Annotated in this window: 24 protein-coding genes, 1 tRNA gene and 2 pseudogenes; 17 read left to right on the top strand and 10 right to left on the bottom strand. The window is 42.0% G+C overall.

Features of this window, described 5'->3' with window-relative positions:
- Positions 1–17: 17 nt before the first annotated feature.
- From EHQ64_RS09945 to EHQ64_RS09935, 3 genes are read right to left on the bottom strand one after another with little or no spacing between them, the layout of a single operon-like run.
- On the bottom strand, positions 18–341 hold the full coding sequence (locus EHQ64_RS09945) for a flagellar biosynthesis anti-sigma factor FlgM (RefSeq protein WP_135649331.1): 324 nt from the start codon (positions 339–341) through the stop codon (positions 18–20).
- 12 nt (positions 342–353) lie between these two features.
- Positions 354–1,103, bottom strand: coding sequence for a 16S rRNA (cytidine(1402)-2'-O)-methyltransferase (rsmI, locus tag EHQ64_RS09940; RefSeq protein WP_135649330.1), 750 nt, complete (start codon positions 1,101–1,103; stop codon positions 354–356).
- Positions 1,100–1,825 carry an LIC11073 family putative lipoprotein gene (locus EHQ64_RS09935; protein ID WP_425460415.1) on the bottom strand — a complete coding sequence of 242 codons (726 nt, stop codon included), beginning with the start codon at positions 1,823–1,825 and terminating at the stop codon, positions 1,100–1,102. Before EHQ64_RS09935 ends, rsmI begins: the two co-directional genes overlap by 4 nt.
- 58 nt (positions 1,826–1,883) lie before the next feature.
- Between EHQ64_RS09935 and EHQ64_RS09930 the strand changes: the two genes are divergently transcribed.
- Positions 1,884–2,606 (top strand): LIC_20245 family lipoprotein, encoded by a 723-nt coding sequence (locus tag EHQ64_RS09930; protein ID WP_425460410.1) that lies wholly within the window; start codon positions 1,884–1,886, stop codon positions 2,604–2,606.
- An 882-nt stretch (positions 2,607–3,488) separates the two neighbouring features.
- Here EHQ64_RS09930 and nadE read toward each other — a convergent pair.
- On the bottom strand, positions 3,489–5,378 hold the full coding sequence (gene nadE, locus EHQ64_RS09925) for an NAD(+) synthase (RefSeq protein WP_135649328.1): 1,890 nt from the start codon (positions 5,376–5,378) through the stop codon (positions 3,489–3,491).
- Positions 5,379–5,575: 197 nt separating this feature from the next.
- Positions 5,576–6,811: a 3-deoxy-D-manno-octulosonic acid transferase gene (locus EHQ64_RS09920; protein WP_135649327.1), complete on the bottom strand. Its 1,236-nt coding sequence runs from the start codon at positions 6,809–6,811 to the stop codon at positions 5,576–5,578.
- A gap of 6 nt (positions 6,812–6,817) precedes the next feature.
- Here EHQ64_RS09920 and EHQ64_RS09915 point away from each other — a divergent pair, with 6 nt between their 5' ends.
- A complete protein-coding gene (locus EHQ64_RS09915; RefSeq protein ID WP_135649326.1) occupies positions 6,818–7,435 on the top strand; it encodes an HAD family hydrolase in 618 nt (205 codons plus the stop codon).
- On the opposite strand, the gene EHQ64_RS09910 is transcribed toward EHQ64_RS09915, so the two are convergent.
- Entirely contained in the window at positions 7,407–8,150 is a 744-nt protein-coding gene (locus EHQ64_RS09910; protein WP_135649325.1) for a flagellar filament outer layer protein FlaA, read from the bottom strand. The genes EHQ64_RS09915 and EHQ64_RS09910 overlap by 29 nt on opposite strands.
- 99 nt (positions 8,151–8,249) lie before the next feature.
- Here EHQ64_RS09910 and EHQ64_RS09905 point away from each other — a divergent pair, with 99 nt between their 5' ends.
- The 3 genes from EHQ64_RS09905 to proC are packed head-to-tail and all read left to right on the top strand — an operon-like array spanning position 8,250 to position 10,402.
- On the top strand, positions 8,250–8,942 hold the full coding sequence (locus EHQ64_RS09905) for a hypothetical protein (RefSeq protein ID WP_246048682.1): 693 nt from the start codon (positions 8,250–8,252) through the stop codon (positions 8,940–8,942).
- 15 nt (positions 8,943–8,957) lie between these two features.
- Entirely contained in the window at positions 8,958–9,623 is a 666-nt protein-coding gene (locus tag EHQ64_RS09900; RefSeq protein WP_135649323.1) for a YggS family pyridoxal phosphate-dependent enzyme, read from the top strand.
- Entirely contained in the window at positions 9,620–10,402 is a 783-nt protein-coding gene (proC, locus tag EHQ64_RS09895; protein WP_135649322.1) for a pyrroline-5-carboxylate reductase, read from the top strand. The genes EHQ64_RS09900 and proC overlap by 4 nt, the downstream gene beginning before the upstream one ends.
- A 114-nt stretch (positions 10,403–10,516) precedes the next feature.
- On the opposite strand, the gene EHQ64_RS09890 is transcribed toward proC, so the two are convergent.
- Positions 10,517–10,589: transfer RNA gene (locus EHQ64_RS09890), tRNA-Met, on the bottom strand.
- Positions 10,590–10,789: 200 nt separating this feature from the next.
- On the opposite strand from EHQ64_RS09890, the pseudogene EHQ64_RS09885 reads away from it, so the two are divergent.
- The 12 genes and pseudogenes from EHQ64_RS09885 to EHQ64_RS09830 all read left to right on the top strand — a co-directional run bounded on the left by EHQ64_RS09885 (position 10,790) and on the right by EHQ64_RS09830 (position 24,743).
- Positions 10,790–11,854, top strand: a pseudogene (locus EHQ64_RS09885) (diguanylate cyclase domain-containing protein).
- Between the two features lie 65 nt (positions 11,855–11,919).
- Positions 11,920–12,150, top strand: a complete 231-nt coding sequence (locus EHQ64_RS09880) for a hypothetical protein (RefSeq protein WP_135649321.1) — start codon at positions 11,920–11,922, stop codon at positions 12,148–12,150.
- Positions 12,151–12,257: 107 nt separating this feature from the next.
- Positions 12,258–13,277: a retropepsin-like aspartic protease gene (locus tag EHQ64_RS09875; RefSeq protein WP_135649320.1), complete on the top strand. Its 1,020-nt coding sequence runs from the start codon at positions 12,258–12,260 to the stop codon at positions 13,275–13,277.
- Positions 13,270–14,421 carry a tRNA 2-thiouridine(34) synthase MnmA gene (gene mnmA / locus EHQ64_RS09870; RefSeq protein ID WP_135649319.1) on the top strand — a complete coding sequence of 384 codons (1,152 nt, stop codon included), beginning with the start codon at positions 13,270–13,272 and terminating at the stop codon, positions 14,419–14,421. Before EHQ64_RS09875 ends, mnmA begins: the two co-directional genes overlap by 8 nt.
- Positions 14,397–16,682, top strand: coding sequence for an alpha-hydroxy-acid oxidizing protein (locus EHQ64_RS09865; RefSeq protein ID WP_342775349.1), 2,286 nt, complete (start codon positions 14,397–14,399; stop codon positions 16,680–16,682). Before mnmA ends, EHQ64_RS09865 begins: the two co-directional genes overlap by 25 nt.
- A gap of 245 nt (positions 16,683–16,927) precedes the next feature.
- Positions 16,928–18,127: pseudogene (locus EHQ64_RS09860) on the top strand (PilZ domain-containing protein).
- Entirely contained in the window at positions 18,075–19,091 is a 1,017-nt protein-coding gene (locus tag EHQ64_RS09855) for a pseudouridine synthase (RefSeq protein WP_425460414.1), read from the top strand. Before EHQ64_RS09860 ends, EHQ64_RS09855 begins: the two are co-directional and overlap by 53 nt.
- Positions 19,088–20,548 (top strand): Na+/H+ antiporter NhaC, encoded by a 1,461-nt coding sequence (gene nhaC, locus EHQ64_RS09850; RefSeq protein WP_135649315.1) that lies wholly within the window; start codon positions 19,088–19,090, stop codon positions 20,546–20,548. The genes EHQ64_RS09855 and nhaC overlap by 4 nt, the downstream gene beginning before the upstream one ends.
- A 177-nt stretch (positions 20,549–20,725) precedes the next feature.
- Positions 20,726–22,729, top strand: coding sequence for a PLDc N-terminal domain-containing protein (locus EHQ64_RS09845; protein ID WP_135649314.1), 2,004 nt, complete (start codon positions 20,726–20,728; stop codon positions 22,727–22,729).
- 48 nt (positions 22,730–22,777) lie between these two features.
- A complete protein-coding gene (locus EHQ64_RS09840; protein WP_135649313.1) occupies positions 22,778–23,092 on the top strand; it encodes a PLDc N-terminal domain-containing protein in 315 nt (104 codons plus the stop codon).
- A gap of 17 nt (positions 23,093–23,109) precedes the next feature.
- A complete protein-coding gene (locus tag EHQ64_RS09835; RefSeq protein ID WP_135649312.1) occupies positions 23,110–24,138 on the top strand; it encodes a multicopper oxidase domain-containing protein in 1,029 nt (342 codons plus the stop codon).
- Entirely contained in the window at positions 24,135–24,743 is a 609-nt protein-coding gene (locus tag EHQ64_RS09830; protein ID WP_135649311.1) for an SCO family protein, read from the top strand. The genes EHQ64_RS09835 and EHQ64_RS09830 overlap by 4 nt, the downstream gene beginning before the upstream one ends.
- 1 nt (position 24,744) lies before the next feature.
- On the opposite strand, the gene EHQ64_RS09825 is transcribed toward EHQ64_RS09830, so the two are convergent.
- The 3 genes from EHQ64_RS09825 to EHQ64_RS09815 form a co-directional block, all read right to left on the bottom strand.
- Positions 24,745–25,086, bottom strand: a complete 342-nt coding sequence (locus EHQ64_RS09825) for a DMT family protein (RefSeq protein ID WP_135649310.1) — start codon at positions 25,084–25,086, stop codon at positions 24,745–24,747.
- 90 nt (positions 25,087–25,176) lie between these two features.
- Positions 25,177–25,566 (bottom strand): Hsp20/alpha crystallin family protein, encoded by a 390-nt coding sequence (locus tag EHQ64_RS09820; protein ID WP_135649309.1) that lies wholly within the window; start codon positions 25,564–25,566, stop codon positions 25,177–25,179.
- 10 nt (positions 25,567–25,576) lie between these two features.
- On the bottom strand, positions 25,577–25,984 hold the full coding sequence (locus tag EHQ64_RS09815) for an Hsp20/alpha crystallin family protein (protein WP_135649308.1): 408 nt from the start codon (positions 25,982–25,984) through the stop codon (positions 25,577–25,579).
- Between the last annotated feature and the right edge of the window lie 221 nt (positions 25,985–26,205).

The raw sequence follows: 26,205 nt of genomic DNA, 5'->3' as shown, positions 1-26,205 counted from the left end.
CCGGGTTCAGTGATGAATTAACGGCCTAAAAAAGATTCTGCAATACGATCAGCGACTGCATTCAGTAATTCAGGGCTGAGATTATCATAATCTCCGTTCTTTAATTTTTCCTTAACTTCCTTAAGTTTCGCAGAGCGCTCTGAGTCTACAGGGCTTGCTACGATCTTTTGAGAAATCGTTTGCACTTCCGCTTGGATACGCGCTTCAGAAGCCTTCTGCTTTGCGGTATCGGAAATAGAAATATTGTCGAATGATTCCTTAGATTCAGTTTTGCGAACAGGAGTAGATTTACGTGGCTCGTAAGATCCTCCACCAATGCCGCCAATTTTATCGATAGTCATGGGTTTTCCCTCTCACTCCAAAGTATCGGCATATCCGACACGTCCGTTAAGCATTTTTTTAGGATTTGTATAGATTAATACTACAAATTCTCCCTTTTCCGGGAATTTCAGGGATTCTATCGGCTGAACGGGTTCTATTTTTAAGATTTCCTCATGGATTTTGGTCAATTCTCTCCCTAAAAGGATGGGAGAATTTGGGAATATTTCTCTGATTGCGGCGAGGGTGTCCCGGATCCTATGCACGGATTCGAAGATGGTTAGAACTCCTTCGAAGTTTTCCCATTCCTTGAGTTGGTTGCGTTTCTTCCCTTTTTTTTCCGAAAGAAATCCAAGGAAAAGAGAAGGTTGCACCTGCCATCCGGAAATAGAAAGCATAGAAGTAAGAGCGCTTGCTCCAGGGATGGGAACGATTGGAATATTCTCTTCTCTCAAGATCCTTACAAGTTGGGAGCCAGGATCAGAAACTCCAGGAGTTCCTGCATCCGAAACAAGTGCTAATGTCTTTCCGGATTTTAGATCTTCTATGATCGCTTTGTACGGTTCGGAACCTTGGTCTTTGTATAAGGTCCTTGCCGGTGTGGAAATTTCATAGGTTTGAAAAAGTCTTCTGCTATGAGAAGAATTTTCACAATAGATCATGTCTGCTTGTTTGAGGACCTGAACTGCTCTAAAGGTGATGTCTTCTAGATTTCCGATCGGGGTCGCGACTACGTATGCGCTTCCTTTTTGGATAATAAATTTGGACTCGGGGCCCTCTGTCATAGATTACAACCCGGCGGAGATTCTCCCGCAGGGCAGGCGCAACCTGTGGCTGCGACTCCTTTTGTGCAAGGATTACATGCAGTTCCTACAGGGCATAAGGCTTGGGTAGAAGAAGAACAACTGGATGTTGTGCAGGCAGTAGGATTACAGCTCGTGTTTGTTCCACAATGATCCGGATAGATTGTGCTACATCTGGTGATCGGAGTGGACATATTGGATGTGATCCCTGTATTCAATAATGCCCTAAGCGTAAACGTATACACTTCACATTTTTGGAACATCTGAACAGGAGAGAATGGTTGTAGATTCTCGATTGTTTGAGTTACTACATTTGCAGTTGAAGCCTGCACTGCGAGTTGTGGAAAAGAAGGTTGGACCCCGTTTTCTAAATAGAGATTAGCACCACTAGTCGTTTCTCCGGCGGAAGGGATCGCGAAGGTGATATACAAATTATATCCTACGAATTGAGGTTCTAAATTCGTAACATAGTATTTCAGATCATATTCAGGTCTATGTGGATCAAGATTATCGTATTTAGCGGTAATAGAAAAAATTTGAGGGACGGCAACCGGAGTAATGAAGACGAAGGGAGACTGGGCCACTTCGGTATTCGTACCGCAAGAAGCGAATAAAAGGAAAAAGGACAATAAAACCGCCCGAAAGGCAGGGTTTTTTAGGTTGCCCGTCTTTTGGGTCTCTTGAATCCTAAATTTACAACCCACAAGGATAGAATTCGACCTTGGAGTGGTCTTACAACTAAAAAAATGGGGCTTCCTCATCGTGACTAGAGTTCGCACTTTATTATTTTCAGCAATTTTCATTGTAGTATTCATTTTCCTACTCGTTGTACTTTTCTCGACTGATGACGAAAATTCCGACGCAAAGAGTAAACAAAGTGAGGCAGAAGCCTTAGCTAGTGTATTCGGCGGAGGAATGGGTTCTTCTTCTCGAAATTCTTCCTACGGTAAGACCGGGGCAGACCCTTCTTTATTCGATTCTAACTCAGATTTTTATAAGGCAGGCAAGGCAGAATATAGAGAGCCCGAAGTAAGTGGGGATGGTTCTTCCGAAAACAAGTCGGGAGCTCCTGCTACGGATTCGAATAATCCGGTAAATCCACAAACCGGAAAACCATATACAAATGAAGAGATGGAACGATTTGCCCAATTAAAGGAGAAGTTCCCGAATAACTCCTTACTTCCGAGCAGAATGACCCCTGCAGAAAAAGAACAGAAAAAAGTTTTCGAACAAAAAGTATCCGAAGCTACTAGAGCAGTTTTAAGCCGCACCGCTTCCAAAGATCAGGTTTCCACATATTATGATTTTATGGAAAAACAATCCAAGGACAGATTGGAAATCGTAAAATACCTAGTCGATCTCCAAAAAGGTTCCGGAGATCCTGAGCAAGAGAAAAAACTGGAAACCATTCATCAGACGATGATACAACAATTGGAACAAGTGCAGAAGGATAAGCAAAGAGCATACGAGCAAGCCGGGATGTGAAGATTTTATTTTCCGTATTCTTTTTCCACGCGAAGTCGCGAAGGAGAAGAAGGTTTTGTTGGAATTCCTACAAAACTCTCTGTGGCCTCCGTGAGCTCTGTGTGAACTAAATTACTCAAATGTTTCGCACAGAGAACACTGAGTTGGAAAAATCAAAAAATCCTTAGCGTCTTTGCGTCTTGGCGTGAACCCAAAAAACTCCTTAAACAATTTCACGCGAAGCCGCGAAGGAATGAAAGTTCTGTTGGAGTTCCTACAAAATCCTCCGTGTTCTCTTTGAGCTCCGTGCGAACTAAATTACTCAAATGTTTCGCACAGAGAACACTGAGTTCACGGAGTTAGAAAGAATCAAAAAATCCTTAGCGTCTTTGCGCCTTGGCGTGAACCCAAAAAACTTTTATAATATATTTCACGCGAATCCGCGAAGGAATGAAAGTTCTGTTGGAGTTCCTACAAAATCCTCCGTGTTCTCCGTGAGCTCTGTGTGAACTAAATTACTAAAATGTTTCGCACAGAGAACACTGAGTTCACGGAGTTAGAAAGAATCAAAAAATCCTGCGTCTTTGCGCCTTGGCGTGAACCCAAAAAACTTTTATAATATATTTCACGCGAATCCGCGAAGGAATGAAAGTTCTGTTGGAGTTCCTACAAAATCCTCCGCGTTCTCTGTGAGCTCCGTGCGAACTAAATTACTAAAATGTTTCGCACAGAGAGCACTGAGTTCACGGAGTTAGAAAGAATCAAAAAATCCTTAGCGTCTTTGCGCCTTGGCGTGAACCCAAAAAACTTTTATAATATATTTCACGCGAATCCGCGAAGGAATGAAAGTTCTGTTGGAGTTCCTACAAAATCCTCCGCGTTCTCTGTGAGCTCCGTGTGAACCTAAAAAGAGATCTCACTTAGGATCGGAAAACGGAAACTGGATTTTGGATCCAATCCGTATTCGTCTAAATGGAAAGAAGGTGGAAGCCTTTCTCTTTTCCATTGGCTTGCAGAGAATAATTTCAGGAATTTTTTCTTACCTTCTTCCGCTTGTTTTGGATCGGACCATTCCTGAGTTTCTAAAAGATCATCGGGAGATTTTCCTAAGAACACAAAATTCCTTTCCAGCTTTTGGAGAAGAGGATAAGGCATTAGATCTTTTTCATCCTCCTGCTTTTCGGAGAGCGGTTTTAGTTCTGCAGTAGGTTTAGAATTTAAAATTCCTTCTAAAGCCTGGATCTTAGGTAGGATCGGATCCTTTCCTTCATAAACGTTCTTAAGCCAGGAAAGTAAAAACTCTTTACTGACTCCCGTGAGAGGGGCAACTGAACCGGAAGAATCTCCATCCATTGTAGTATATCCGACACTCGCTTCACTTCTGTTCCCAGTGGAGAGAAGAAGATGTCCGTTTAAGTTTGCAAGTAACCAGATTAAGGGGGATCTCACCCTTGCTTGTATATTTTGGAGTGCGAGATTATGGTCTGTCCAATTCGGAATTAAACCTTTGACAGCGGAAATCTTTTCCAGCATAGATTTTACTTCGGAATCTACAGTAATAGAGGAATGAGGAAAACCTAATTCTTCTGAAAGTTCTTTTGCGGTATTTTTGGTTTGTTCAGAGTTATTTTCCGTTCCCTGGAAAAGTGTGAATAATAGCTGATTTGGAATTAAACCCAAGGATTCCAGATACTTTTGTCCTAATTCTTTTTCAGAGAACAAGATCCCTGCTTTTACAAGAAGCGCACAGGCTGCACTATCCGCTCCACCGGAAAGGGATAAGGTGTAACCCTTGGTCTTGGATTTGATCAGATAATCGAATAATCCGAGTGAAGTTGCTCTCGTAAAATCTTCGAATAGATTTGTGTTCGAGACCTTAACTTCTTTCGAGATAGTTTCTCTTGTTTGTAATGGAAGTAATTCTATCCTTTGGAGCCCTTTTCCTCTGGATCTGAATTCCCTTGTGCCGGAAGATCTGAAATTTCTGGCACGATTGGATCTAAGCTCGGACGAATCCAATTCAAGATGAGTGCATTCGAAATCAGTAAAATGAAGTTTTGGTCCTTCTTGTTTTACATTTCCGTCTACAATCCCTAAACATCCTCCTTCGAAGATCAAACGACCGGATTCATTTCCGTTTAAATTTGCGAATAGGATCGCAGTAGAAGAATTTCGGGAAGATTCCGAGAACATTTTTTTACGAATGTCTTGTTTCCCCAAAGCGAAATGGGAGGCGCCAGGAGAAAGGATTAGATCTGCTCCAGCTTCTACCAGATATTGCCCAGGTCTTGTTTGAACCCAAGAGTCTTCGCAGATCTCTATTCCAAAATTAAAATTAGGACTTTCGAATAATAAAGAACCGAAGGGGAGTTCGGATCCATCCGGAGTGATCGCATAATTTCTGGATTCTTCTCCTTTTGTGAACCATCTGTTCTCGTAATGAACTCCGGTTTGAGCTAAATTTTGTTTTGGGACAAGTCCTAATATTTTTCCGTTCTGTAAGACTGCAGCTACATTGAATAGATAGGGGCTTTGGAAGAATGGAAGTCCTACAATTACCGTTTTTTGGGAAGTATGTTTAGCAATTTCTAGAAGGCTTTTCCAAGATTGTTCCCAAACCCAAGGAAAATAGAAAGCGTCCTCGCAACCGTAACCAGAGATACAAAGTTCCGGAAATAAGATTAAAGAAGAAGTTTCGTTGGCCTGGATCGCAGCTAGGATCTTTTCTCGGTTTCCCTTAAAATCCAAGGCGGTCGATTTTAAACTTACGGCTGTGCAACGGTAGATGGACATTTCCACCCCAGTATCTTTGATTATCAAGTGGGAGAAAAGGATTTTTTGTTTCGCGCAGAGGGTACAAAGATGACAGAGTTTAGGAGAGGCGCAAGGTTGTTTCCACGCAGAGCCGCGAAGCCACGGAGAGAAAAAGTTCGAGACATTGGAACTCCTACATAAAGCCCTCTGTGTTCTCTGTGGGCTCTGTGCGGAATCTATAAAGAAATTTCGTTATAGATTCTCTCTGCGGCTCCTCGGCCGGTTTCCACAAATTGTCTATTGGAAAAACGAATGGCTTCTTTCCGCTCGGAACTTAATTGCAGGATCTCTAAAACTTCTTCTCTAGTTTGGATGATGAATAATCCGCCTCTATGATTCAGCTCGATCGCTTCCGGAGCATGATGGATCCTCGGTCCGGTTAATAACGGAAGTCCGAAATAAGCAGGTTCCAAAACATTATGCACTCTATTATGTAAGGCTCCTCCGATGTATGCAAAGTCTGCCGCTCTGTACGCATGTGCTAAAATCCCGAGCACATCAAATAAGATCACTTTGGATTGGATGGAATCGAAATCCGATCTGGAATAAAGAGAATAGTCTTCAGTAATAGACCGGATCTCTTCTTCTAATTTTTGTATCCTTGTTGGATCCGTTTTATGAGGAAAGATCCAGAAAGAAGAATTTTGAAGAGAGGATTCTTTTAGAAGAGGAAGAAGTAAATTTTCACAAGGCTCGTAAGTAGATGCGAGAAGAAACACTCGAGAGAAAGGATAATTTTTAGGTCTTTTGAATTCTTTTTGACTAGACTCTATTTTTTGAATGACTGAATCGAATCTAGAATCACCTAAAGTTTTGATTGAGGCCTTGTTCCCCAGTAGTTCTCGAAACTTTTCTTCTCCCGAAGAATGCGAAGTGAGAATTTTATCGAATAATGAAAATGCTGCTTTATAAAATTTTCTTTTTAAGAAATTTTTGGGAGGAGTGATCACAGCAGAGGCAAGGATTGTTTGGATCTTTCTTTTTTTTGCTCCGAGTAATAAATTCGGCCATCTGTCCCAGGCCATACAAACCAGAGTCTCAGGCTTGAACTTATCGAAAATAAAATTGTAACTCCAAGGAAAATCCAAAGGGAGACGGAATTTCAGATCTGCAGGAAAGGCTTCCAAACTAGAGTCTCTTACTGAATCGGAAAAAACGGTTTGGAGTAGAAACGTTTCTGGTTCCTTCTTCTTATAAACCTGAGCGACCGCTTTGCATTGATCCAATTCTCCCACAGAAGCAGCGTGCATCCAGATTACCTTCTGGCCTTTAGAGGAAAAAGGGTAGGAGAGAATTCTATTCTTATCTAGTTTTCGCACTTTAAGAAAATTTCTGGCGCTCGGAATGAAAAGAGAGAAAACGAGGACCAAGGGCCAAAGAAGGATCGTCAAAATCCGATACGTTATTAGCATAGTGGTATGAGATCTCCTCTTTTCGTATTCGACCTGATGGACACATTGATCCATGATCCGTTCCATCTGGCATTAAAAGAACTTCTACCCAGAGAACATTGGGAAGATTTTAAGAACGGTCGGGAAAAGCAAGCCTTCTTAGATTTTGAAATGGGAAGAATTGAAGAAGAGGATTTTTTTAATCGTTTCTATCTGGATTCATATAAGGACAAAGGACTTCCTCACCCTAAAGACTTGAAAGAGAAGATGTTTTCAAGCGTCCGTCCGATCCAAGAGAGTATTGATATAGTCAAAAGCCTAAGAGCCAAAGGTTTCTCGGTGATTTTAGCAAGTAACTATTCTATCTGGTACAAAGAGATCTTAAAATTTCCTGAGATAGGAGAAGTTCTTCATTCTTTAAATGCTCTATATTTTTCCTGTGAGATGGGAGTTAGAAAGCCCGCCCAGGAATATTATCAATGGATTGAGACTGATTTTCCGGGAAAAGATTATGTGTTCGTAGACGATAATGCTACGAATGTGGAAGTCGCAGGTTATATGAATTGGAATACTTTTCGATTTAATTCTAAGAAGCCAGGGGAGTTAGAAGAATTCCTTAAAGAGCAGTACCCCAATTGTCTTTGACCTCTGCTCCTGGATAAGACTCTTCTCTGCTATCGATCAGTATCCCTAAACGATCCATATAAAAATAAAATTCACCTTTAGGTTGGAAAGGATTCGGTTTGATCCGGATAGAAACTAACTCTAGAGGAAAACGTAAAGATTGGTTTAATCGAATATTTTTCGCAGGAACTGAGATTTGTGCTTCGACTCTTTTCCAACCGTCAAACTTCAGATCACCCAATTCCAAAACGATCTCTTTGGATTTTTTCTGATGAAACACAAGTTCCAAAACCACGTTATGGTTCAAGGAGTATGCCCAAAAGAATACCCTTGTAGGAATTCCAATCGGTAGACTGATCGGTTCTTTTGGGCGTATTTCCAAATGTTCATGTTTTGGATTTTCGAAGAACGTTTGGATCATCATGGATCTGTATTCTTCTGTAGGAGATGCCTTGTATAATTCTCTCTCTTTCAAGAATGCGGGAGAGTTTGGGACCTGGGAAACATAATCAATCCGATTGAGAAAAGAGATACCTCTGTAAATTTCCCAAGGTCTCTCTCCTTCGAACGAATCTACTAGAAAAAGATTGTAATGCTTCCAATCTAAGAGTACTTTTTCTAATTGTAGGACCTTATTTGCTTCGTCTTCGTCTCTTTTGACGGGGGGTGCCCAGCTGGGGCTAGGCAGAAACCAGATACTGATCAGAAAACATAGGAAAAATCTGCCCTTACTCACTCTAGTCCTTTCGGTAGATTTTGCAGTTCTCCTAATAAGAAGCTTCGTTTTTTGCCAAATTCTGGGGTCCTCGTAGCCGATAATAAACCAAGGTATTTTATGAACCGGGATATTCTCAAAATCCTACTCAGCGGACTATTGATCTTATTACTTGGATCTTTGGCTTTCTATTTATACGTAGAAAGAGAAAGGATCGCAGCCTGGTATAAGGACAAAAATGTTTCGGTAGAAGAGAAGTCCCAACCGGAAAGGACCATCCTTACCCCGGAAGAAGTCCCTGAAAATAGGGATCTATCCCAAAATCAAAACTTCGATTCTGATTTTTCCAAACCGAAAGAACCGGTTACTGAACCTTCTTCCCAATCTCTGCCAAAACAAGAATACGAAGTTCCAGGATTAGGAAAAGAGAAGAAGGATCTTCCAAACGCTAAAGTGACCGAAAAGTCAGAGCAAAGAGAAAAAGTTTCCGAAAATTCGGATCTTCCTCGTAGAGAGGAAATGGATCGCCCAAGAACTAAACAAAGAGATGAGAGTCTTGTAGAATACGACGACGGCCCGAAACTTAAAAAAGAAAAACGTTATTCTAAAAAGTATAAGAAACGCAAATCTTCCAATTCCGGAGTAAACGCTAAGATCAGTTCTTTGGAAAAGAGAGTAGGTCGTTTGGAAAAGAAATTAGGAATGAAAAACTCTTCTCCTAAAAAGAAGAATAAAAAAATTTCCCTTCGCAAGCGTGTGGAAATTCTGGAAAAAGAAGTCTCCGGTCTAAAGAAAAATTCCAAGACCGAGTAGACCTCCCGAGGGTCCGTGGGAGTTTCAGAACATTATCATTCTATCGTTCGGGAGTTGGGAAATTTAAAACCTGTAGGAACTCCTACACTCATTGCTGTTTCTAAATTCCAGCCCAAAGAAAAAGTGATCGAAGCGATTGCCGGAGGAGTTTTACATTTCGGCGAGAATCGTGTCCAGGAAGGGATCGAAAAATTTTCCTCTCTTGGAAAGCCGGGCGAAAATTTCATCCTACATCATATAGGTCCCGTCCAATCTTCACATATTAGAAAGTATGCAGGGTTATATTCTTTCGTTCATGGGGTCGGTTCTATAAAGATCCTAGAAGAATTGAAAAGGAGAATGGACCAGGACCGTTGGGAGCTGAAATACTTTATGCAAGTAAATCTTACTGGAGAAGATAGTAAGTCCGGTTTTACTAAAGAAGAAGTTTTGGATCTTTTGCAAAAACCGGAGAATCTTTCTTCGGAGTATTGTAGCTTGGAAGGATTTATGACCATGGGGCCGAGTTCAGGAGAACCTGAGCCGACCCGAAAAGTGTTTAGAGAGATTTCTGAGTTGAGAAAGGAATTTTTTCCCCAAGGAAAATTATCCATGGGAATGTCCGGTGATTACAGGATTGCATTGGAAGAAGGAAGCGATTATCTTAGGATCGGGACCGCAATATTCGGAGAAAGAACATGAAATATACTAAAATCGGGATCATCGGCTGTGGGAATATGGGCGGTGCAATTTATAGATCTCTCCAGTCTAGAAAAATAGATGTGATCGGTTTCGATCCTTATCTAGATCCGAAGAAGGCCGAAGGAATGATCCTTGAATCCGATTGGTCCCAGTTCCAGAAAAAAGCGGACCTGATCATTCTTGCAATTAAACCTGCGGATGTTGCTAAAACCTTAAAAACATTAGAATCTCCAAAGGCGATCCTATCCGTGGCAGCGGGAATTGATACGGGGACTCTAACTTCTTCTTCTCCGAACGGTTCTAAAGTGGTCCGTATCATGCCCAATCTTCCTATTTTAGTGGGTAAGGGCGCCTTAGGTTATTACGGGGACAAGGACCTCTATGAAAGTTTGAAGGAGATCTTCTCTCCTATCTCTTATTGTTTGGAATTGTCTAAGGAAGAACTATTGGATGCGGTGACTGGATTGTCAGGATCCGGGCCGGCCTATGTACTTAGGTTTATTCAAAGTTTGGCGGAAGGTGGTGTTGCCTCCGGACTCGCATACGCTCAATCCTTAGAATTAGCTATTCATACCGTATCAGGCGCTGCAGAATTGCTTTCCAAAGAATTGGAAAAAAATCCGGAAACTCATCCAGAAGTTTTGAAGAACAAAGTAACTTCTCCCGGAGGAACTACGATTGCAGGTTTGGAAGAGCTGGAGAAAAATCAGTTTCCTTTTGCAATCATCTCCGCAGTCAAAAGAGCGACGGAACGTTCTAAAGAACTCGGAACTAAATAGAAAGGATTAGCAGATAAGAGATTTATTTCTTTTTTATAAGGAAAGAGTAGAAAAAGTAGAAATTAAACGTCTCTTTGTCTACTTTTGAGGATAATGATTTGAGATAAAACGCTCTAGCGCGGACAGGATTCGAACCTGTGACCTTTGGGTTATGAGCCCAACGAGCTACCGGCTGCTCCACCGCGCGGCGTCTAAAACCATGTTTCCTTAACCCAGGCTGAAAGTCAAATGAAAAACTAAAAAGAGTTTGATTTCCCCGAGGAAAGCTTTTTGATGCTACTACCTCAGCGGAAATAACTTCACGGAAATTGTTCAAGAGTCCGTCGGTGAAGAAACGGATTAGCGAAAGAAATTATCTTTTCAGTTTTGTATTGGGAGATTCCACAGTTGATCGGAAAAGACAATGATCCATTGATGATCGAGTACTACGAGAAGAAGATCTATGATCAGAAACAACTTCTCGAGATTAGTAAAGCTCTTAATTCCACATTGGATTATAAGTATCTAATAGATGCTATTTTAAATATTTGTTTAGCTCAACTTCAAACATTGAGCGCGGCCATCTTTTTGGCTCCGGAAGCTGACTCGAATTATTTCGAATTGGAGCCTAGTTTTAAAGGATTCGATCTTGCGGAAGATGATGCAGGTTTCAGGATCAAAACGGATGCACCTCTAGTTACATTTTTAGAAACTAAATTAAAAGCAATGACTCCCGATCAAGTGGAAGAGGCGATGGGCTTGAGCCCGGAGCTTGAATTCCTAAGAAGGATCGGCGGGGATTTGATCATTCCTCTGAACGCGAAAGGTAAAGTGAACGGTCTTCTTCTTTTGGGAGAAAAGATCACGATGGGAGAATGGATGGAAGAAGATAGAGACTTCCTTACCACTCTTTCTACCTTAGCAGGGATTGCGGTGGAAAACTCTCGTTTATACGAGCTTGCCACTGTGGATATGATGACCGGACTAAAAGTACATCATTATTTCCAAACGAAATTAAAAGAAGAGATGTAACGTTGCCGTAAAAAAAGAACGAGCCTCGCTCTTCTATTCACTGACGTGGATAATTTCAAAAAGTTTAATGATACTCATGGCCACCAAGCTGGAGACCAGGTATTGATCGAGGTCGCTGCAAGGCTTATTCAATGTGCAGGAAAACACGATATCGCCGCAAGATACGGCGGGGAAGAATTCTGTTTAGTTATGCCTGGGGCCGATCTAAAACGCGGTTTTGAAATGGGAGAACGTCTTCGAAAAGCGGTAGAATCCACTTCTATCCCGAATCCGAACGGAGGGCCTGATTTCCAAGTAACACTTTCCATCGGAGTTTCCGAATTCTGGACTAGCGACAGAAACAATAAGGATCTGATAGAAAGAGCGGATAAGGCACTTTACGAGGCAAAACATTCCGGTAAAAACAGGACTGTTTCCTTCCAAATCCCGGTCCAAAACTAGTTTTTTTCCTCTTTTCCAATAGAATCCGGCTTATCGATTTTTGAATTCCGGCCGAAAACTCTAGCATGGAAAAACAACTTGAGCTGGACCATTATTATATCAGCCAGATTGAAGAGGCTGAGCTCGGTAAACGGATCCGAAATCGCGCCCTAGGAAGGGAAGAGTTCGATTTTGCGCCTTATTCCTGTTTTATAGAATATAAAGCGAAGGATGTCCAGACAGGGATCGAATATAGGGACTGTGTGATCGATTACACTCGTTGTCCGAATTCTCGTTGTATCAAAAAACTACTGTAAAATCCAAACGAACTCTCTAGAGAGTTCGTCTCCGGAAATTTCCCACCAAAAAAAGAATCGATTTTTTCCGCAAGTTTGAGAGCCTAATCGGGTTTTCAGATCTCGACATGAATTCATTCGGAAATCGTACATTCAAAAAAAGAGATATTCTTACAAGACTGATCTTCACTGTAGTCTTGTCCTTTCTGACATCTTGTTCTACTTTCGATTTTCGGAATTTATTCTCAGGTTATATCCGCTATGAGAAGGATGCAGGCGGGATTTGGATTCGCCTTCCTCTAAAAGAAGTGGATCATCTCCCTATCATCTATCTCTCTTTGGAAAAGGAAAGAGAACCTTTACGTTTTCTGATAGATACAGGTGCGTTCGTTTCCTTTTTAGCGGAAGATCATGTGCCTGAAAATTCTCCTAAAAGAGTTTTGAGTGCAAGTTTTCCCGGAGGCTCCGTTCAATCCGTAAGAAGAACGATCCGAAGCGATCTATTTATAGGAGGGATCCGCCCCTTCGAGTCTGTGGAATTTTTCTCCCATGTATTTCCGAAAGAACTTAGAGTGGATGGGATTTTAGGAATGAATGCATTCTTAGGCTCGGTGATCGTCTTGGATCTTCCGGAAAAAATTTCTATTTGGAGATCTTCTACTTCAAGTCCTGCTCCTGGATTTTTGGAAGAAAATTTATTTCCTTTGTATTTGAAATCCGGCCAACCATCCGCAGTTCTTCTTAGGCCTCCAGGAGTCAGAAAGGAATCTTGGATCTTGGACACAGGCGCAGAATATAGTGTCCTGGACTGGGATACAATTAAATCGGATCATTCTACGGAGTATGTAGAAGGGAAGGAAGCCACCGTATTTAATTTTGGAGGGGGAAGGCTAAAGGCCAAGATCCGAACTCTTCGGCCTTTTTGTCCCGTTTTCGTAAGGAATGACTCGGAAGGGATCGGATTCTGTAGACCAGAATTGGAGGTTTTTCCAGGTGGGATCCCCCCGGACGCATTACATTCGGACCATAGAAGGGGGATCGTCGGGATCCTGGGGCGGAATTGGATGGAAAACTATCGAATTCTTTTGGACACAAAAAGGAGTCTTATTGGTATAGTAGGAAAGGAATCGGTCCCGGAAAATGAGTAAAGGTAAGATCATAGTAGCTATGAGTGGTGGGGTGGACAGTGCGGTTACTGCTGGCCTTCTTATGGAAGAAGGTTATGAGGTGATCGGGGTCAATCTTCGCACCTGGGAATACGAGGCTCCAGCCTGCGATACTACTAAAAAATCCTGTTGTTCTCCCGAAGATATTCGAGACGCGAGAGATGTAGGTCTTTCTCTAAACATTCCTTTTTATGTGATCAAGATGGAGAAACTTTTCCAAGAGAAGGTCATAGATAGATTTGTGAACGATTACAAGGAAGGGAAGACCCCGAATCCTTGTGTAGAATGTAATACTTTTGTGAAGTTTGGTGCGTTATTCGATAAAGCATCTGCGTTAGGGATCGATAAAATTGCAACAGGTCATTATGCGAATATCGTAGAAGTGGATGGAAGATACGCGATTTCCAACGCCCAAGATATGAATAAGAACCAAGCGTATTACCTTTACGGATTATCTCAGGAAAACTTAAAGAACACAGTTTTTCCTTTGGGTGGAATGACAAAACCTGAAGTAAGAGAGATCGCTAGAAGAATGGGATTGCCTGTTGCAGAAAAGGCTGAGTCTCAAGAGATCTGTTTTATTCCTGAAAACGATTATAGGAAGTTTTTGGCCAAAAAAAATATCGATTTCACTCCCGGAGTTTTTAAATTACAAAACGGTCAAGTGATCGGAGAACATTCCGGAAAAGAGAATTTCACTATAGGCCAAAGAAAAGGTCTAGGCATCGCTTGGAAGGCCCCGTTATACGTTATCTCTATCCAAGACGACGGAACTGTCGTGCTCGCAGAAGAGAGACAAACTTTTGTGGGATCTTTTATTGTAGAAGATCTGAATTTGCAAGCTTGGGCTCCAGTTTTAGAAAACGAAGGATCGGAATGCAGAGTTCAAGTACGATATCGTTCTCGTCCGATCCGCGCTAAAGTGGTCCGAAATGAGAATTTTGTAGAGGTATTTCCTTTGGAAGAAGTGAAAGGTGTAGCTCCCGGACAATCCGCGGTATTCTATCCTTTGGATTCTGATTATCTGCTCGCGGGTGGAATTATCCGAAAGGGAAGTGTATCCACTTACGAAAAATCCGAAACTATATTAGAAAGTTCTGAATTAGGAGCCGGCGCCCTTCCGTGAGTAAAAAAATCGCCGGTAAGACGATCCTGATCATAGGCGGAGGACTTTTACAAGTTCCCATCATCCAAACTGCAAAGACAATGCTTCTGAGAACTGTCGTCGCTGATATGAATCCGGAAGCTCCTGGATTAAAAATTTGTGATATTCCTATGGTCATGTCCACAAAGGACATAGAAGGAATGGTCCGAGAATCTAAAAGATTATCAGCGACAACTAAGATTGACGGAGTAATCACTGCGGGAACTGACGCGAGTATGACTGTCGCTGCGGTCGCAAATGCGTTGGATCTTCCTGGGATTAGGTTCGTAGATGCCGAGGCAGCTTCTAATAAAGTAAAGATGAGGGAACGTCTGAAAAAAGCAGGGGTTCCAATTCCTGGATTTGCAGCTATTTGGAGTATCCAAGACACTCGTGACGCGTTGGAATTCCTACAATTTCCTTTGGTCATGAAACCCGCGGATAATATGGGTGCTCGCGGAGTAGTAAAAGTTAATAATAGAGAAGAACTACAGGCTGCTTTTAAACACGCCAAAAAATATTCTCCCACAGGTGAAATGATCTTAGAAGAGTATATGCCGGGACCTGAGGTGTCGGTAGACGCTCTTGCCTGGGATGGAAATTATAGGATCACAGGTCTTGCCGACCGGATCATCGAAAGAGAACCATATTTTATAGAAATGGGGCACAATATGCCTTCTTCTCTTTCTCCTGAGATCCAAAAAGAGATAGAAGACGTAATGTTTCGAGGGATGCAGGCCCTCGGTATCAGAAGAGGTGCAGGAAAAGGTGATATTAAAGTAACACCGACTGGAGTAAAAGTGGGAGAGATCGCAGCAAGACTTTCCGGCGGTTTTATGTCTGCATTTACTTTTCCTTTATCCAGCGGAATTAATCTAAACCGCGCTGCCATCTTAATCGCGTTAGGCGAAGAGCCCGACAATTTAGATCCTTTATTCCATAGAGTTTCGATAGAGAGAGCGCTTCTTGCTCCTAAGGGAAAACTCCTTTCCATCGAAGGGTTGGAAGATGCAAAAAAGATAGAAGGTGTGACTGATATCTATCTTTTGCATAAAGTAGGAGATATTATTCCGGAGCCTACGAATAATATAGAAAAGACCGGACACGTAATCATCTCAGCGGAAAATCTAAACCAAGCGGAGAATATATTCTCTAAAGTTTTAGAGACGATCAAATTTAACTCCGACGAGCTTTATTCTATTTCTGAAAAAGAGATCGCAGCGAATGCGAGAACCAGATTCGGAAAGGAAGTATGTTGGGTTTGTAAAGTTTGTGATGGAACGGACTGTGCCTCCGGAGTTCCGGGTATGGGCGGCGTTGGAAGAATGCTTAGCTTCCAGGATAATACAAAGGCATTGGAAGAATATTCCATTTTGCCTAGATACATCCGAGAGAATGTACAAGCTAGTACTGAGGTCAACTTCTTAGGTCAGAAATTATCCACTTCATTTATGTCCGCACCCATGACAGGTGCAATTACGAACATGAGCGGAGCTATGGATGAGTATACTCTAGCTGCAGTTCTTTTGGAAGGATGTCTTGCGTCCGGCAGCTTAGCGTGGTTAGGTGATGGGGCCAGTCCCGAAAAATATCTGATCATGTTGGAAGCCTTGAAGAAGGTGGATGGAAAAGGAATACTGATCTGCAAGCCTAGAGAAGATGAAGGTCTTATCCGAGAAAGATTCCAGGAAGCTGAAGCTCAGGGGATCCTTGCACTCGGAATGGATATAGACGCAGTGAATTTTAAGACGCTTGTCCAGAAAAAGATCCCTTCTGTTACAAGAGGAGTGGACGCTCTTTCTAAAATACGTTCTTATACAAAACTTCCTTTTGTTTTAAAGGGAGTGATGAGCCCTGAAGATGCGATACTTGCGAAAGAAGCAGGCGCAGACGCGATCGTTGTTTCCAATCATGGTGGTCGTGTGTTGGATGATATGCCGGGAACTGCAAGAGTTCTTCCTATGATCAGAGAGGCTTTGGGAAAAGATTTCCCGATCTCAGTGGATGGTGGGGTCAGAAGCGGGGCAGACGTTTTTAAAATGCACGCCCTTGGAGCAGATCATGTTCTGATCGGCAGGCCTATGGCGATTTCCGCGGTAGGAGGGGGAGTCGCAGGAGTTCGTTTTCTCATCAGTCAGTATACGGAAGGATTGGCCCAAGCGATGAATACCGTAGGTGTTTCCAAAATTTCGGAAATTAGGAAAGAATTTATTTTTAGAAAAAAAGAGGAGACGATTTCTTAAAATTGCCTTACAGTTTTTTGTTTTGCTGAAGTTTTGCGACTGTCTAATCCTCTTTAATCCCCCGAACGTATTAGTAGAATATAATGCAAAATGTCGAACCTTAAATTAGAGTCGGAATTCCCACATAAGTTTGGAAGAATGATTAGGAAAATTCCCCGAAACCCGTAATTTCCTTTCCCTAAACGAGGGAGCCGTTAAAATCGGATACCTGTACCGGAAGGACCAGTTTCCTTTGGGGGGAAAGTTTGGATAGGACCGTTAAAGAAACAGAGGCTCTTACTAAAATCCTCCAAACATTGTTTGCAAGGCTGCCTGTTTCTGTCGAGATCAAGGGTAGGTCCTATCCTGCAAAGGTTGTCGGCGTCAAGGACGGGGTCTATTTAGTTGCTTCTCTTCCTGGAAAATCGGAAGGCGAGAAGACCAGGATCCTATTTCTAACTCATAATAATCATTTTTTTCACGGTGTATTCACGGTAACCCAAAGAAATCCGAGTAACGGTTTGGAATTATTGCGGATCCAAGCGGTAAAAGTTACCGAAGCCAAACGTTCTCAAGGAAGGGTGGATCTGGAAGGAGGGAACGGGGAGCCGATCACTCTTACAAATATCATTAATCAACTTCATCTAAGACGTTCATTAGGTTTTATTGATAAGTCCGTAGAAGGGATCCTGCAGAGACATTCCAAGAAGATGAAGGAAACTTATCCTGATTCTCTCATCTATTTTTCGGATAGAATGGATAATAGACTTCGGATCATGTACAATTTCGAACAATCTATTTTTGTCACAAATCGTTTGGAAAGAAGTTCAGGGGGTGCCGGGTCCGACTTTGTGCCTATTGAAGAATATCTGAAATTGTTAATGTTGAATAAGATAGAATCCCGCTTTATTTCGGAGATCTCCGTGCTTATTCGTTATAAAAATTATACTCCTTTAGGCTATGTCCAAGTTTTGTCGGATAGGCCGATGGATACCGAAGATTATAATAAGATCACCGTATTTGCCGCAGCAGTTTCTAGAGACGTGATCTCTTCCGGATTTTTTCAAGAGTCCAAAGAGAGATGCCAGGCTGAAGATATTAGCCGAAGCGGTCTCGGATTCTTTCATCCTCAATCCATTTTCTTTTCCAGGAGTTTCGCTGTCGGCGAGATCCTACTTTTTGACCTGCAATTAAATTCGGAACTAAAAGGAACATATAGGGCCGTTATTCGAAATATTACGAATACCGATAAGATGTTCCGTATCGGTTGCCAATTCTTCAATTTGAATTCAAAAGAAGAGGAAATCTTAAACCAATTCGTGGATTCAAGACTCGGCCCGGGGGAAGGTTCTCAGGCTCCGGAATCGGATGTCCAGGAACCTATCCCTTCTTCTTCGTGAGAATTAGAATCCTCTGCAGAAGAGATCCCGGATATGGGTTTCGAAGGGGAAGAAGAGTCTGTCTAACGCGACTTCACAGGAAGGACTTAGGACAAAGATCGGAAAAGAAGAAGCAGGATTACGTTTAGATGTATTCCTTGCTGCTCGGTTTACGTATCAATCCAGATCCAATTGGAGGAGAGTATTAGAAGAAGGTAAAATACTTGTACAAGGAAAACCTTCTAAACCTTCTTATTCTTTAAAAGAGGGGGATGAAATTCTTTATTTGCCTGGAGAGATAGAAGAACCTCCAGTAAACTCTGAGTTTAAGATCTTATACGAAGATCCTCATTATTTCGCGGTTGAAAAATCAGGTGATCTTCCTATGCATAGTGCGGGAAGATACAGAAAAAATAATCTCACCGATCTTTTGGAAGCGAGCGGTCGTTTCCAAAAAGTATATCCGATCCATAGACTGGATCGGGAAACATCCGGAATTGTGATTTTTGGAAAAGACCCCGAAGCAGCATCAAAACTTTCCGATCTGTTCTCGAAAAGAAAGGTCCGAAAAACATATTTAAGTTATGTCTGGGGGAAGTTTCCCTCTAAAGTTTATACAAAAGGATTTTTAACTTCTGATCCTTCTTCTTTGATCCGGAAAAAGAGAAGGTTTATTTCTAAAGAAGTTTCTGACAAAGAGGATCTCAGTTTAGAAGAATTGGAATCTTCTGAAACTTATTTTAGAAAAATCGGAGAAGGGAATATAGATGGAATTCCTTATTCCAAATTATTTTGTTTTCCCAAAACGGGAAGGCTCCATCAGATCAGGGCCACTTTATTTTCTTTAGGATTTCCATTACTCGGGGACAAAATTTACGGTAAAGAAGAGAAAGTTTTCTTGGAATTTATCCAAGGAGAAGAGCCTGATCTGATCTCTAAACTGGGAATGTCCAGACAGGCATTGCATTCTTATTCGCTTACATTTATTCATCCTTATACAAAGGAACTGATCAAGATCCGTTCTAAGGCTCCGGAGGATTTTCCTAAATGAACGAAAGGCCCGGATTTTGGATCTCTCTATTCCCACTTGGGTTTTTGATACTCACCCTAAGTATTTCAGGATTTCTTTTTGGAGGCGGCATCGCAGAAGGGCCTGCTCAAATCTTACTTTTTACTGCGGGTGCGATCTCTGCAGGAATTTCCAGGCTAAGGGGAATTTCCTGGGTCAGAATAGAAGAAACAGTTTTAGATTCTTTACGGAATGTATTACAGCCTATCTTGATCTTATTATTGATTGGTGCATTGATCGGGGTTTGGATCCGTTCCGGGATTGTTCCTGCTTTGATTGTTTGGGGATTGGAACTATTAAAACCTGAAATTTTTCTTCCTTCCGCATTAATTTTATCTTCGGTTGTTTCTTTGGCTACCGGAAGTTCTTGGTCCACTGCCGGGACGATCGGTGTTGCTTTGATTGGAGTAGGGGCCGGGCTTGGAAAACCGTTAGGAATGGTGGCGGGTGCAGTTGTATCCGGTGCTTATTTCGGGGATAAACTTTCTCCATTTTCGGAAACTACAAATCTTGCCTCGTCAATAACTGGAGTTTCTCTATTATCACATATTCGTAATATGGCTCGCACCACATTGCCTGCCTTTGGTCTCTGCTTGGTGGTTTTCGGGTTTCTGGGATGGGGAGGAAGTTCCGGAGAAACGGATACTGCTACTGGACCGGTAATCCAAGCTCTTCGATCCGAATTTAGGATTTCCTGGATACTTCTCTTTCCTCCACTTCTTACTTTTTTTCTGATATATCTTAGAATATCCGCGATCCCTTCTATTTTTATCGGGATCGTTAGCGGGGGATTCTGCTTTGTATTAACTCAATCCGATCTATATTCAGATTCTTTAAACTTTAAGGAAGTGTCCGCTATTTTATTCAAAAATCTGATCTCTGCGGCTTCTGAAGGGACAAAGGTAAAAACGGGGCACCCTGTAGTGGACGGTTTATTGTCTAGGGGCGGAATGTCATCCATGCTTTCTACAGTTTGGCTGATCATATCCGCAATGTTTTATGCCGGGACTATGGAAGGTGGAGGAATGACCCAAGTTTTGGCCGATAAGGTCTTGAATTGGGCGAAAGCAAGAGGTTCCTTATTTACTGCGACGATATTTACCTGCGTAGGTACTAACTTATTCTGCGCGGATCAATACTTAGCGATCGTTGTTCCGGGTAAAATGTTTAAGGAAGCTTATTCTAAGAGAGGTTTGGATCCCAGAAATCTTTCCAGATGTTTAGAAGACTCGGGGACCATGACTTCAGCTTTAGTTCCTTGGAATTCCTGCGGTTCTTTTATGGCTACCGCCTTAGGAGTTCCTACACTCGTGTATCTCCCTTACGCATTTTTGAATTTACTTTCTCCATTATTTTCTTTAATCACTGGCTGGACTGGTTGGGGGCTTGCTGGAAAGGAAACAGACCCTAAAAAAGATCCTTCTAAGAGTTCTTTTTAGCTTTTAAGTAAAGGGAACTTTCTATAACGTTTGCTCGATTATATTTTCGCTAAAAAAGACTTGTATCGGCGTACCGTTATGCGAAAATATTGAAAATGTGAGCAAAAGCTCACATTTTGAAAAAGCGGCTTCTTGGGCGGAAGTCAAAACTTCGGAGATTTGAGGAGAGGAGTTCAGATGCCTAAATTCCAAATAAAAGAAAGGTATATCCCCGTTTTAGGACTTTTGGTCCTGGGGATTTTCATGGGAGCCTTCGCTTCTTCTTGCGGCAGCAAAGAAGGAGAGACGGAAGGTTTTGCCCACGTAGTCATGGTGGACAATGCGTTTTCTCCCCCAATGCAAAAGATCCCGATTGGTGGTCAGATTGAATTTATCAATTCAGGAGCGAATCCTCATAATGCGATCGCAGTAGATAAGTCCTGGTCTACCGAGAAAAGTTTCGGTAATATTGTAATGCCTCGCGGCGCTAAGGTTAAGATCTCCTATCCGAAAGAGGGAGTTTTTCCTTATTACTGTAGCTTCCACGCGACTCCGGATGGAAAAAGTGGAATGGTTGCAGATATCGTAGTAGGAAATGCCCAATACAATCCTGCAGCAAGAGCAGGTAAAGATTGGAAGACCGCGGAAAAATTCTCCGGAACTACCAGAAAAGTCCCACAAGCATATCCTACGATTCAAAACGCAGTGGATGCATCTTCTCCAGGTGACCTGGTTCTTGTAGATGAAGGCGTTTATTATGAAGAAGTAGTAGTTACTACACCATCTTTGACGATCAGAGGAACCGACCGTAATAAAGTGATCTTGGACGGACAGTTCCAAAGAGCGAACGGTATCATCGTAGTAGGAGCAAACGGAGTTGCGATCGAGAACATGACCGCTAGAAACTCCACATTGAACGGCTTCTTCTGGACAGGAGTTAAAGGATATAGAGGTTCTTATATCACCGCATACAATAACGGGGATTACGGTATCTACGCTTTTGATTCAGTGAATGGAGTATTAGAACATTCTTATGCTTCCGGATCTCCTGATGCAGGGATCTATGTAGGTCAATGTTATCCTTGTAAAGCGATCCTTTACGATGTGATCTCGGAGAATAGCGCGCTTGGATACTCCGGAACAAATGCTGGCGGGGAATTATATATCCTAAGTTCCATTTGGAGAAATAATATCGTTGGTCTTGGACCGAACTCTTTGGATAGAGAACTTCTTCCGCCTGAAAGAGAGACTTATATCATAGGGAACCTGATCTATGATAATAATAACTTAAGCGCTCCGATCAAACCTTTGGAATATCCTACTTACGGAACAGGGATCCTGATCGCAGGTGGACTTCATAACGTGATCAAAAATAACGTAGTGATCGGACATGATAACTACGGGATCGCGATCTTCCCGAATTTGGACGAAAATTTCTGGTTCTCTCACAAAAACGTAATAGAGGATAATATAGTTCATTCTTCCGGTTTCGGAGACTTGACTATGGCGGGACCGATCAGTATCGGCAACTGTTTCTCCAATAACAAATACCAAACCTCAGTTCCTCCTTTATTAGAAAAAACGAATGGTTGTGGTTCTGGAATTAGAGCACCTATGGGTGGAGAGATCTTCACTGCATACAATGCTCTTTCCCTGATGGTGGATGCTTCTCACGGAAATTACCCGAGTGGAGATTGGAAGAATCAACCGGTTCCTCCTCCTCAGAAGAATATTCCTGGTGGAGTGGGAGCTCCTGTAAAACCCGCAGTCCATCCTTTCGAAGATTTCGGTCTGGACTTATCCAAGATCACTCTTCCAGAAGAAGCTGCTAAAATTTTAGCGGAAAGAAAGCCTAAGTTCGGGGATGTTTTGGGAGGATTCTCAGTTCCAAAACCTTTGGATATTCAGATCATAATTTTCCGTTGGTTCGGATATCTTCTTCCGTTGCTACTGTATGTATGCTTGGTCAGCTTGAGCGTGTATGATCTTGTTTCTAAGTCGGATAATAATTCCGGTAAATATGCGTGGTTGGCTTTTGTTACTCTTGTTCCATTTATTGGCGGGGGAGCATATTTACTGTCCGGTAAAACATCTTATCCTAAATATCTCAGATTTACTCTGGTATTTGCAGGATTCGGTGCATCTCTAACGTTTGTCGTTTACCTTGCATTAACAATTGTAGGGAACGTAGGCGCCGGCTGATACGGATTTGATTTAAATTATAATTTTTGAATATATAAGGAGTTATTTATGGAAACTACTCAATTTTACGACCCAGGATTTTTTACCTTACTTTTTAACTTTTACGGATACTACATCTTCTATATCCTGTTTGCTCTTTGGGCGCCTTTGGCACTCATCGACTTGTCTAAGAGAGACGACGTAGATGCTAAAAAAGGAAGTCTTTGGACTGCTGCGATCATTCTTGTTCCTCTATTCGGAGCAGGAGCTTACCATCTGGTAGGAGGATCCAAGATCCCTGATTGGGCTAAAAAAAGCCTCGTATACGGCGGGATTGGTCTGCTAGTTCTTACACTTTTAATTTCCACAATCGCTAGGTTCTAAGTCGGATAATAAGAAGTATGAATCGGAAGGAATTCCTAAGTTGGCTCGGAATTGGTGGTGCAGGACTTGCTGCTGGGACTGGGATTGCCAGTTTAAGCGGCAATAAAAAAGAAGATCCTCTTTGTAGGACCGGATCTTCCACATCGGTTTCGGCTCCATTAACTGCGGCGACTAGACTCCCCGGAGAGATCAGTGGGAATTCTTACGGAAGCATGGTGCATCCTCCCATGTTTGCCAACTCTACTCTTTTATCTAGAATGGAGTTAAATTCTACAATCCCGGAGGCTCCTCCGGGACCCAAGTTCAAGTCAGAGATCAATATCGTTGAGATGCCATTGACGGTAGCCCATAATACGATCGTGGATGCTTGGACATTTGATGGTATCGTTCCTGGGAAAGTCATCCGAGCGAGACTTGGACAGGAGATGGAGCTTCTTTTTAGAAATCATTCCAACCATCCTCACTCAGTTCATTTTCATGGGACTCATGATCCTGGGCAGGACGGATGGGAACCTATTGGTCCTGGTTCTGAAAGGATTTATAAGATCACTGCGGGTCCGATCGGATTTCATCCGTATCATTGTCATGTTCCTCCTTTAGCAAGTCATATGTCCAAGGGTTTGTATGGAGGTTTTATAGTGGATCCTCCTGGAGGTCGTCCTCCTGCTCTCGAGTTTATGCTGATCCTTGCTGGTTGGGATCTAAAAGAATCCGGACGAAATGATATCTATGCATGGAATGGGATCGCTGGATATTATGACCGTTTTCCCATCAAGGTTCCTGTCGGAAAAAAAGTCAGGTTATATATCGCGAATATGACAGAGCATGATCCTGTTGCTTCCTTCCATTTGCATTCTCAAACCTTTGACGTATATAGGACAGGAACAAAACTTGTACCAGATGAACATACGGATGTGATCACCCTAGGGCAGACTGAAAGGGCGATCATAGAATTTACTCTTACAAAAAGAGGAAGGTATATGTTCCATCCTCACCAAACCAATATGGCGGACAGAGGCGCGATGGGTTGGATCGTTGCAGTATGAATTTTTTAAAATCGAATTATAAAAACCTAATTCTTTCATTGTTGGTGCTCGGGACCGGTTTCGGCGTGGGTTATTATTTAAAAGGAAAACCCAAGGCTACATTCGCTTCTGAAACTCCTGTTTTGGAATGGAAGACCGCAATTTTAAAGGATACGGAAGGAAAAGAAATAAGGCCTTACGAACTCCCTGGAAATTTGTTCGTAGTCTATTTTGGTTTTTCGCATTGCCCCGATATGTGTCCTATGGCCTTAAACGATATAGAGAACGCATTTCATATTCTAAAAGAGGATTCTAAAAATATCACTCCGATCTTTGTCACTGTAGATCCGGAAAGAGATACTCCCGAAGTTCTTCGTAAATATATAGAACGTTTTCCCGGAAAAGAACTCGTTGCCTTAACCGGTTCTAAAGAGCAGATCGAAAATTTACAGAAAGGGTTCGGAGTATTCTCTCAAAAGACTGCGATCCCTCGAGGTAATGGAGAATACGGAGTAGATCATTCCTTATTCATATATCTGGTGGATACTACTGGAAATATCCTAAGAGCTTATCCGACCGGGATTAAAGGAGAAGAACTCGCAAAAGAGATCCGAGAACTTTTGTAGATCAATCTTTATCATAAAAAGCGAATACTACTGCGAGTATTACTAGGAAAAAACTGACCGCGTGGTTCCATTTCATTTTTTCCTTCAATACAAGGATCGCAAATCCTACAAATACAGTGATTGTGATCACTTCCTGAAGTATTTTTAATTGGAATCCGGTTAGTCCGTCTTCTGCGTATCCGATCCTATTTGCAGGGACCATCAGGCAATATTCGAAAAAGGCAATCCCCCAAGAGATCAAGATCGTTTTCCAGATCGGGAAATCCTTGAAGAACTTTAAATGTCCGTACCAAGCAAAAGTCATAAAAAGATTGGATAAGGTCAGAAGGGCAAACGTTCTCATAAGGCCAGATATAAGAGAGATGTGAAAAGAGGCAAAAAAAAACCGGACTTTTGGTCCGGTTAAATTCAGTAAGGATTTGCTGAAAAACAATTAAGAGGTTTTTACTTCGATCTTTTTACTAAGAGGTTTTTTCCTCGGTAGTTTTAATTGAAGAACACCGTTTTGCAAGACTGCGGAAATTTTTTCCTCATCCACCGGTTCCGAGAGCAGAAAACTTCTCTTATAGTCTCCTGTTCCATACTCGGAGTATTTTAGATTTCCTTTTTGTTCCGCTACATTTGTTTTCGCGGAAATACGGAGTTCGTCCTTCTCGATCGAGATTTCAAGATCCGATTCTTTAACTCCAGGCAGATCCAGGACGAGAAGATGTTCTTCTTCGTTCGAATAAAGATCGGTAGCTGGAGTATAAACCGTTCTTGGTCTTTCCGTTTTTTCGACGGAAACTTTTTCTTCTGTTTTTAATAATTCTGATACGCTCATCTTCTTCTCCTTATTCTTTTACATCGATCCGGATCTTGCGAGGTTTCTCACTTTCTAAAACCGGTAATACTAGGGTCAAGATCCCGTCTTTTACGGACGCTTGTACTTTTTCCGAATCCACCGCTACGGGTAGTTCTAATCTGCGTTGAAAATTTCCTCTAGCTCTTTCGATCCTGCGAGGTTTGGATTGTGTGTATTCTTTCCATTCTCCTGAGATAGTGAGAAGGTTATGAGCTACTGTGATCTCCAGATCTTCAGGAGAAAGTCCCGGGACCTCTGCAGTAACTGTGATCTGGTCTTGGTCCGAGTAAACATTCAATGCAGGATAGGCATGTCCACCTTCCCAAACCGGCTCGAATAAATTATGGAATCTGTTTTGAATTCTTCTGACTTCGTTAAAAAAATTTGGGTGTCTCATTTTAGCCTCCTGGGCGTATTTAGCACTCATATATATAGAGTGCTAATATTGAAAAAAGTTTCAATTATTTTTCATAAAATTTAGCACTTTTTTATAAAGAGTGCTAATGGAAGAAGGTTGAGCCTTCCCCAGAAATCAGGTAAAAATCGGGCGGAATTCTTCTTAAGGCCTTTGAAAAGAAGATATTCCTTTTACCGTTTGCATGAGAGATTAGCCGAAAT

It is taken from the genome of Leptospira sarikeiensis (assembly GCF_004769615.1).
GTDB lineage: Bacteria > Spirochaetota > Leptospiria > Leptospirales > Leptospiraceae > Leptospira_B > Leptospira_B sarikeiensis.
Note: the sequence above shows the minus strand (reverse complement) of the source record. Positions and strands in the feature narration are given on the sequence as shown.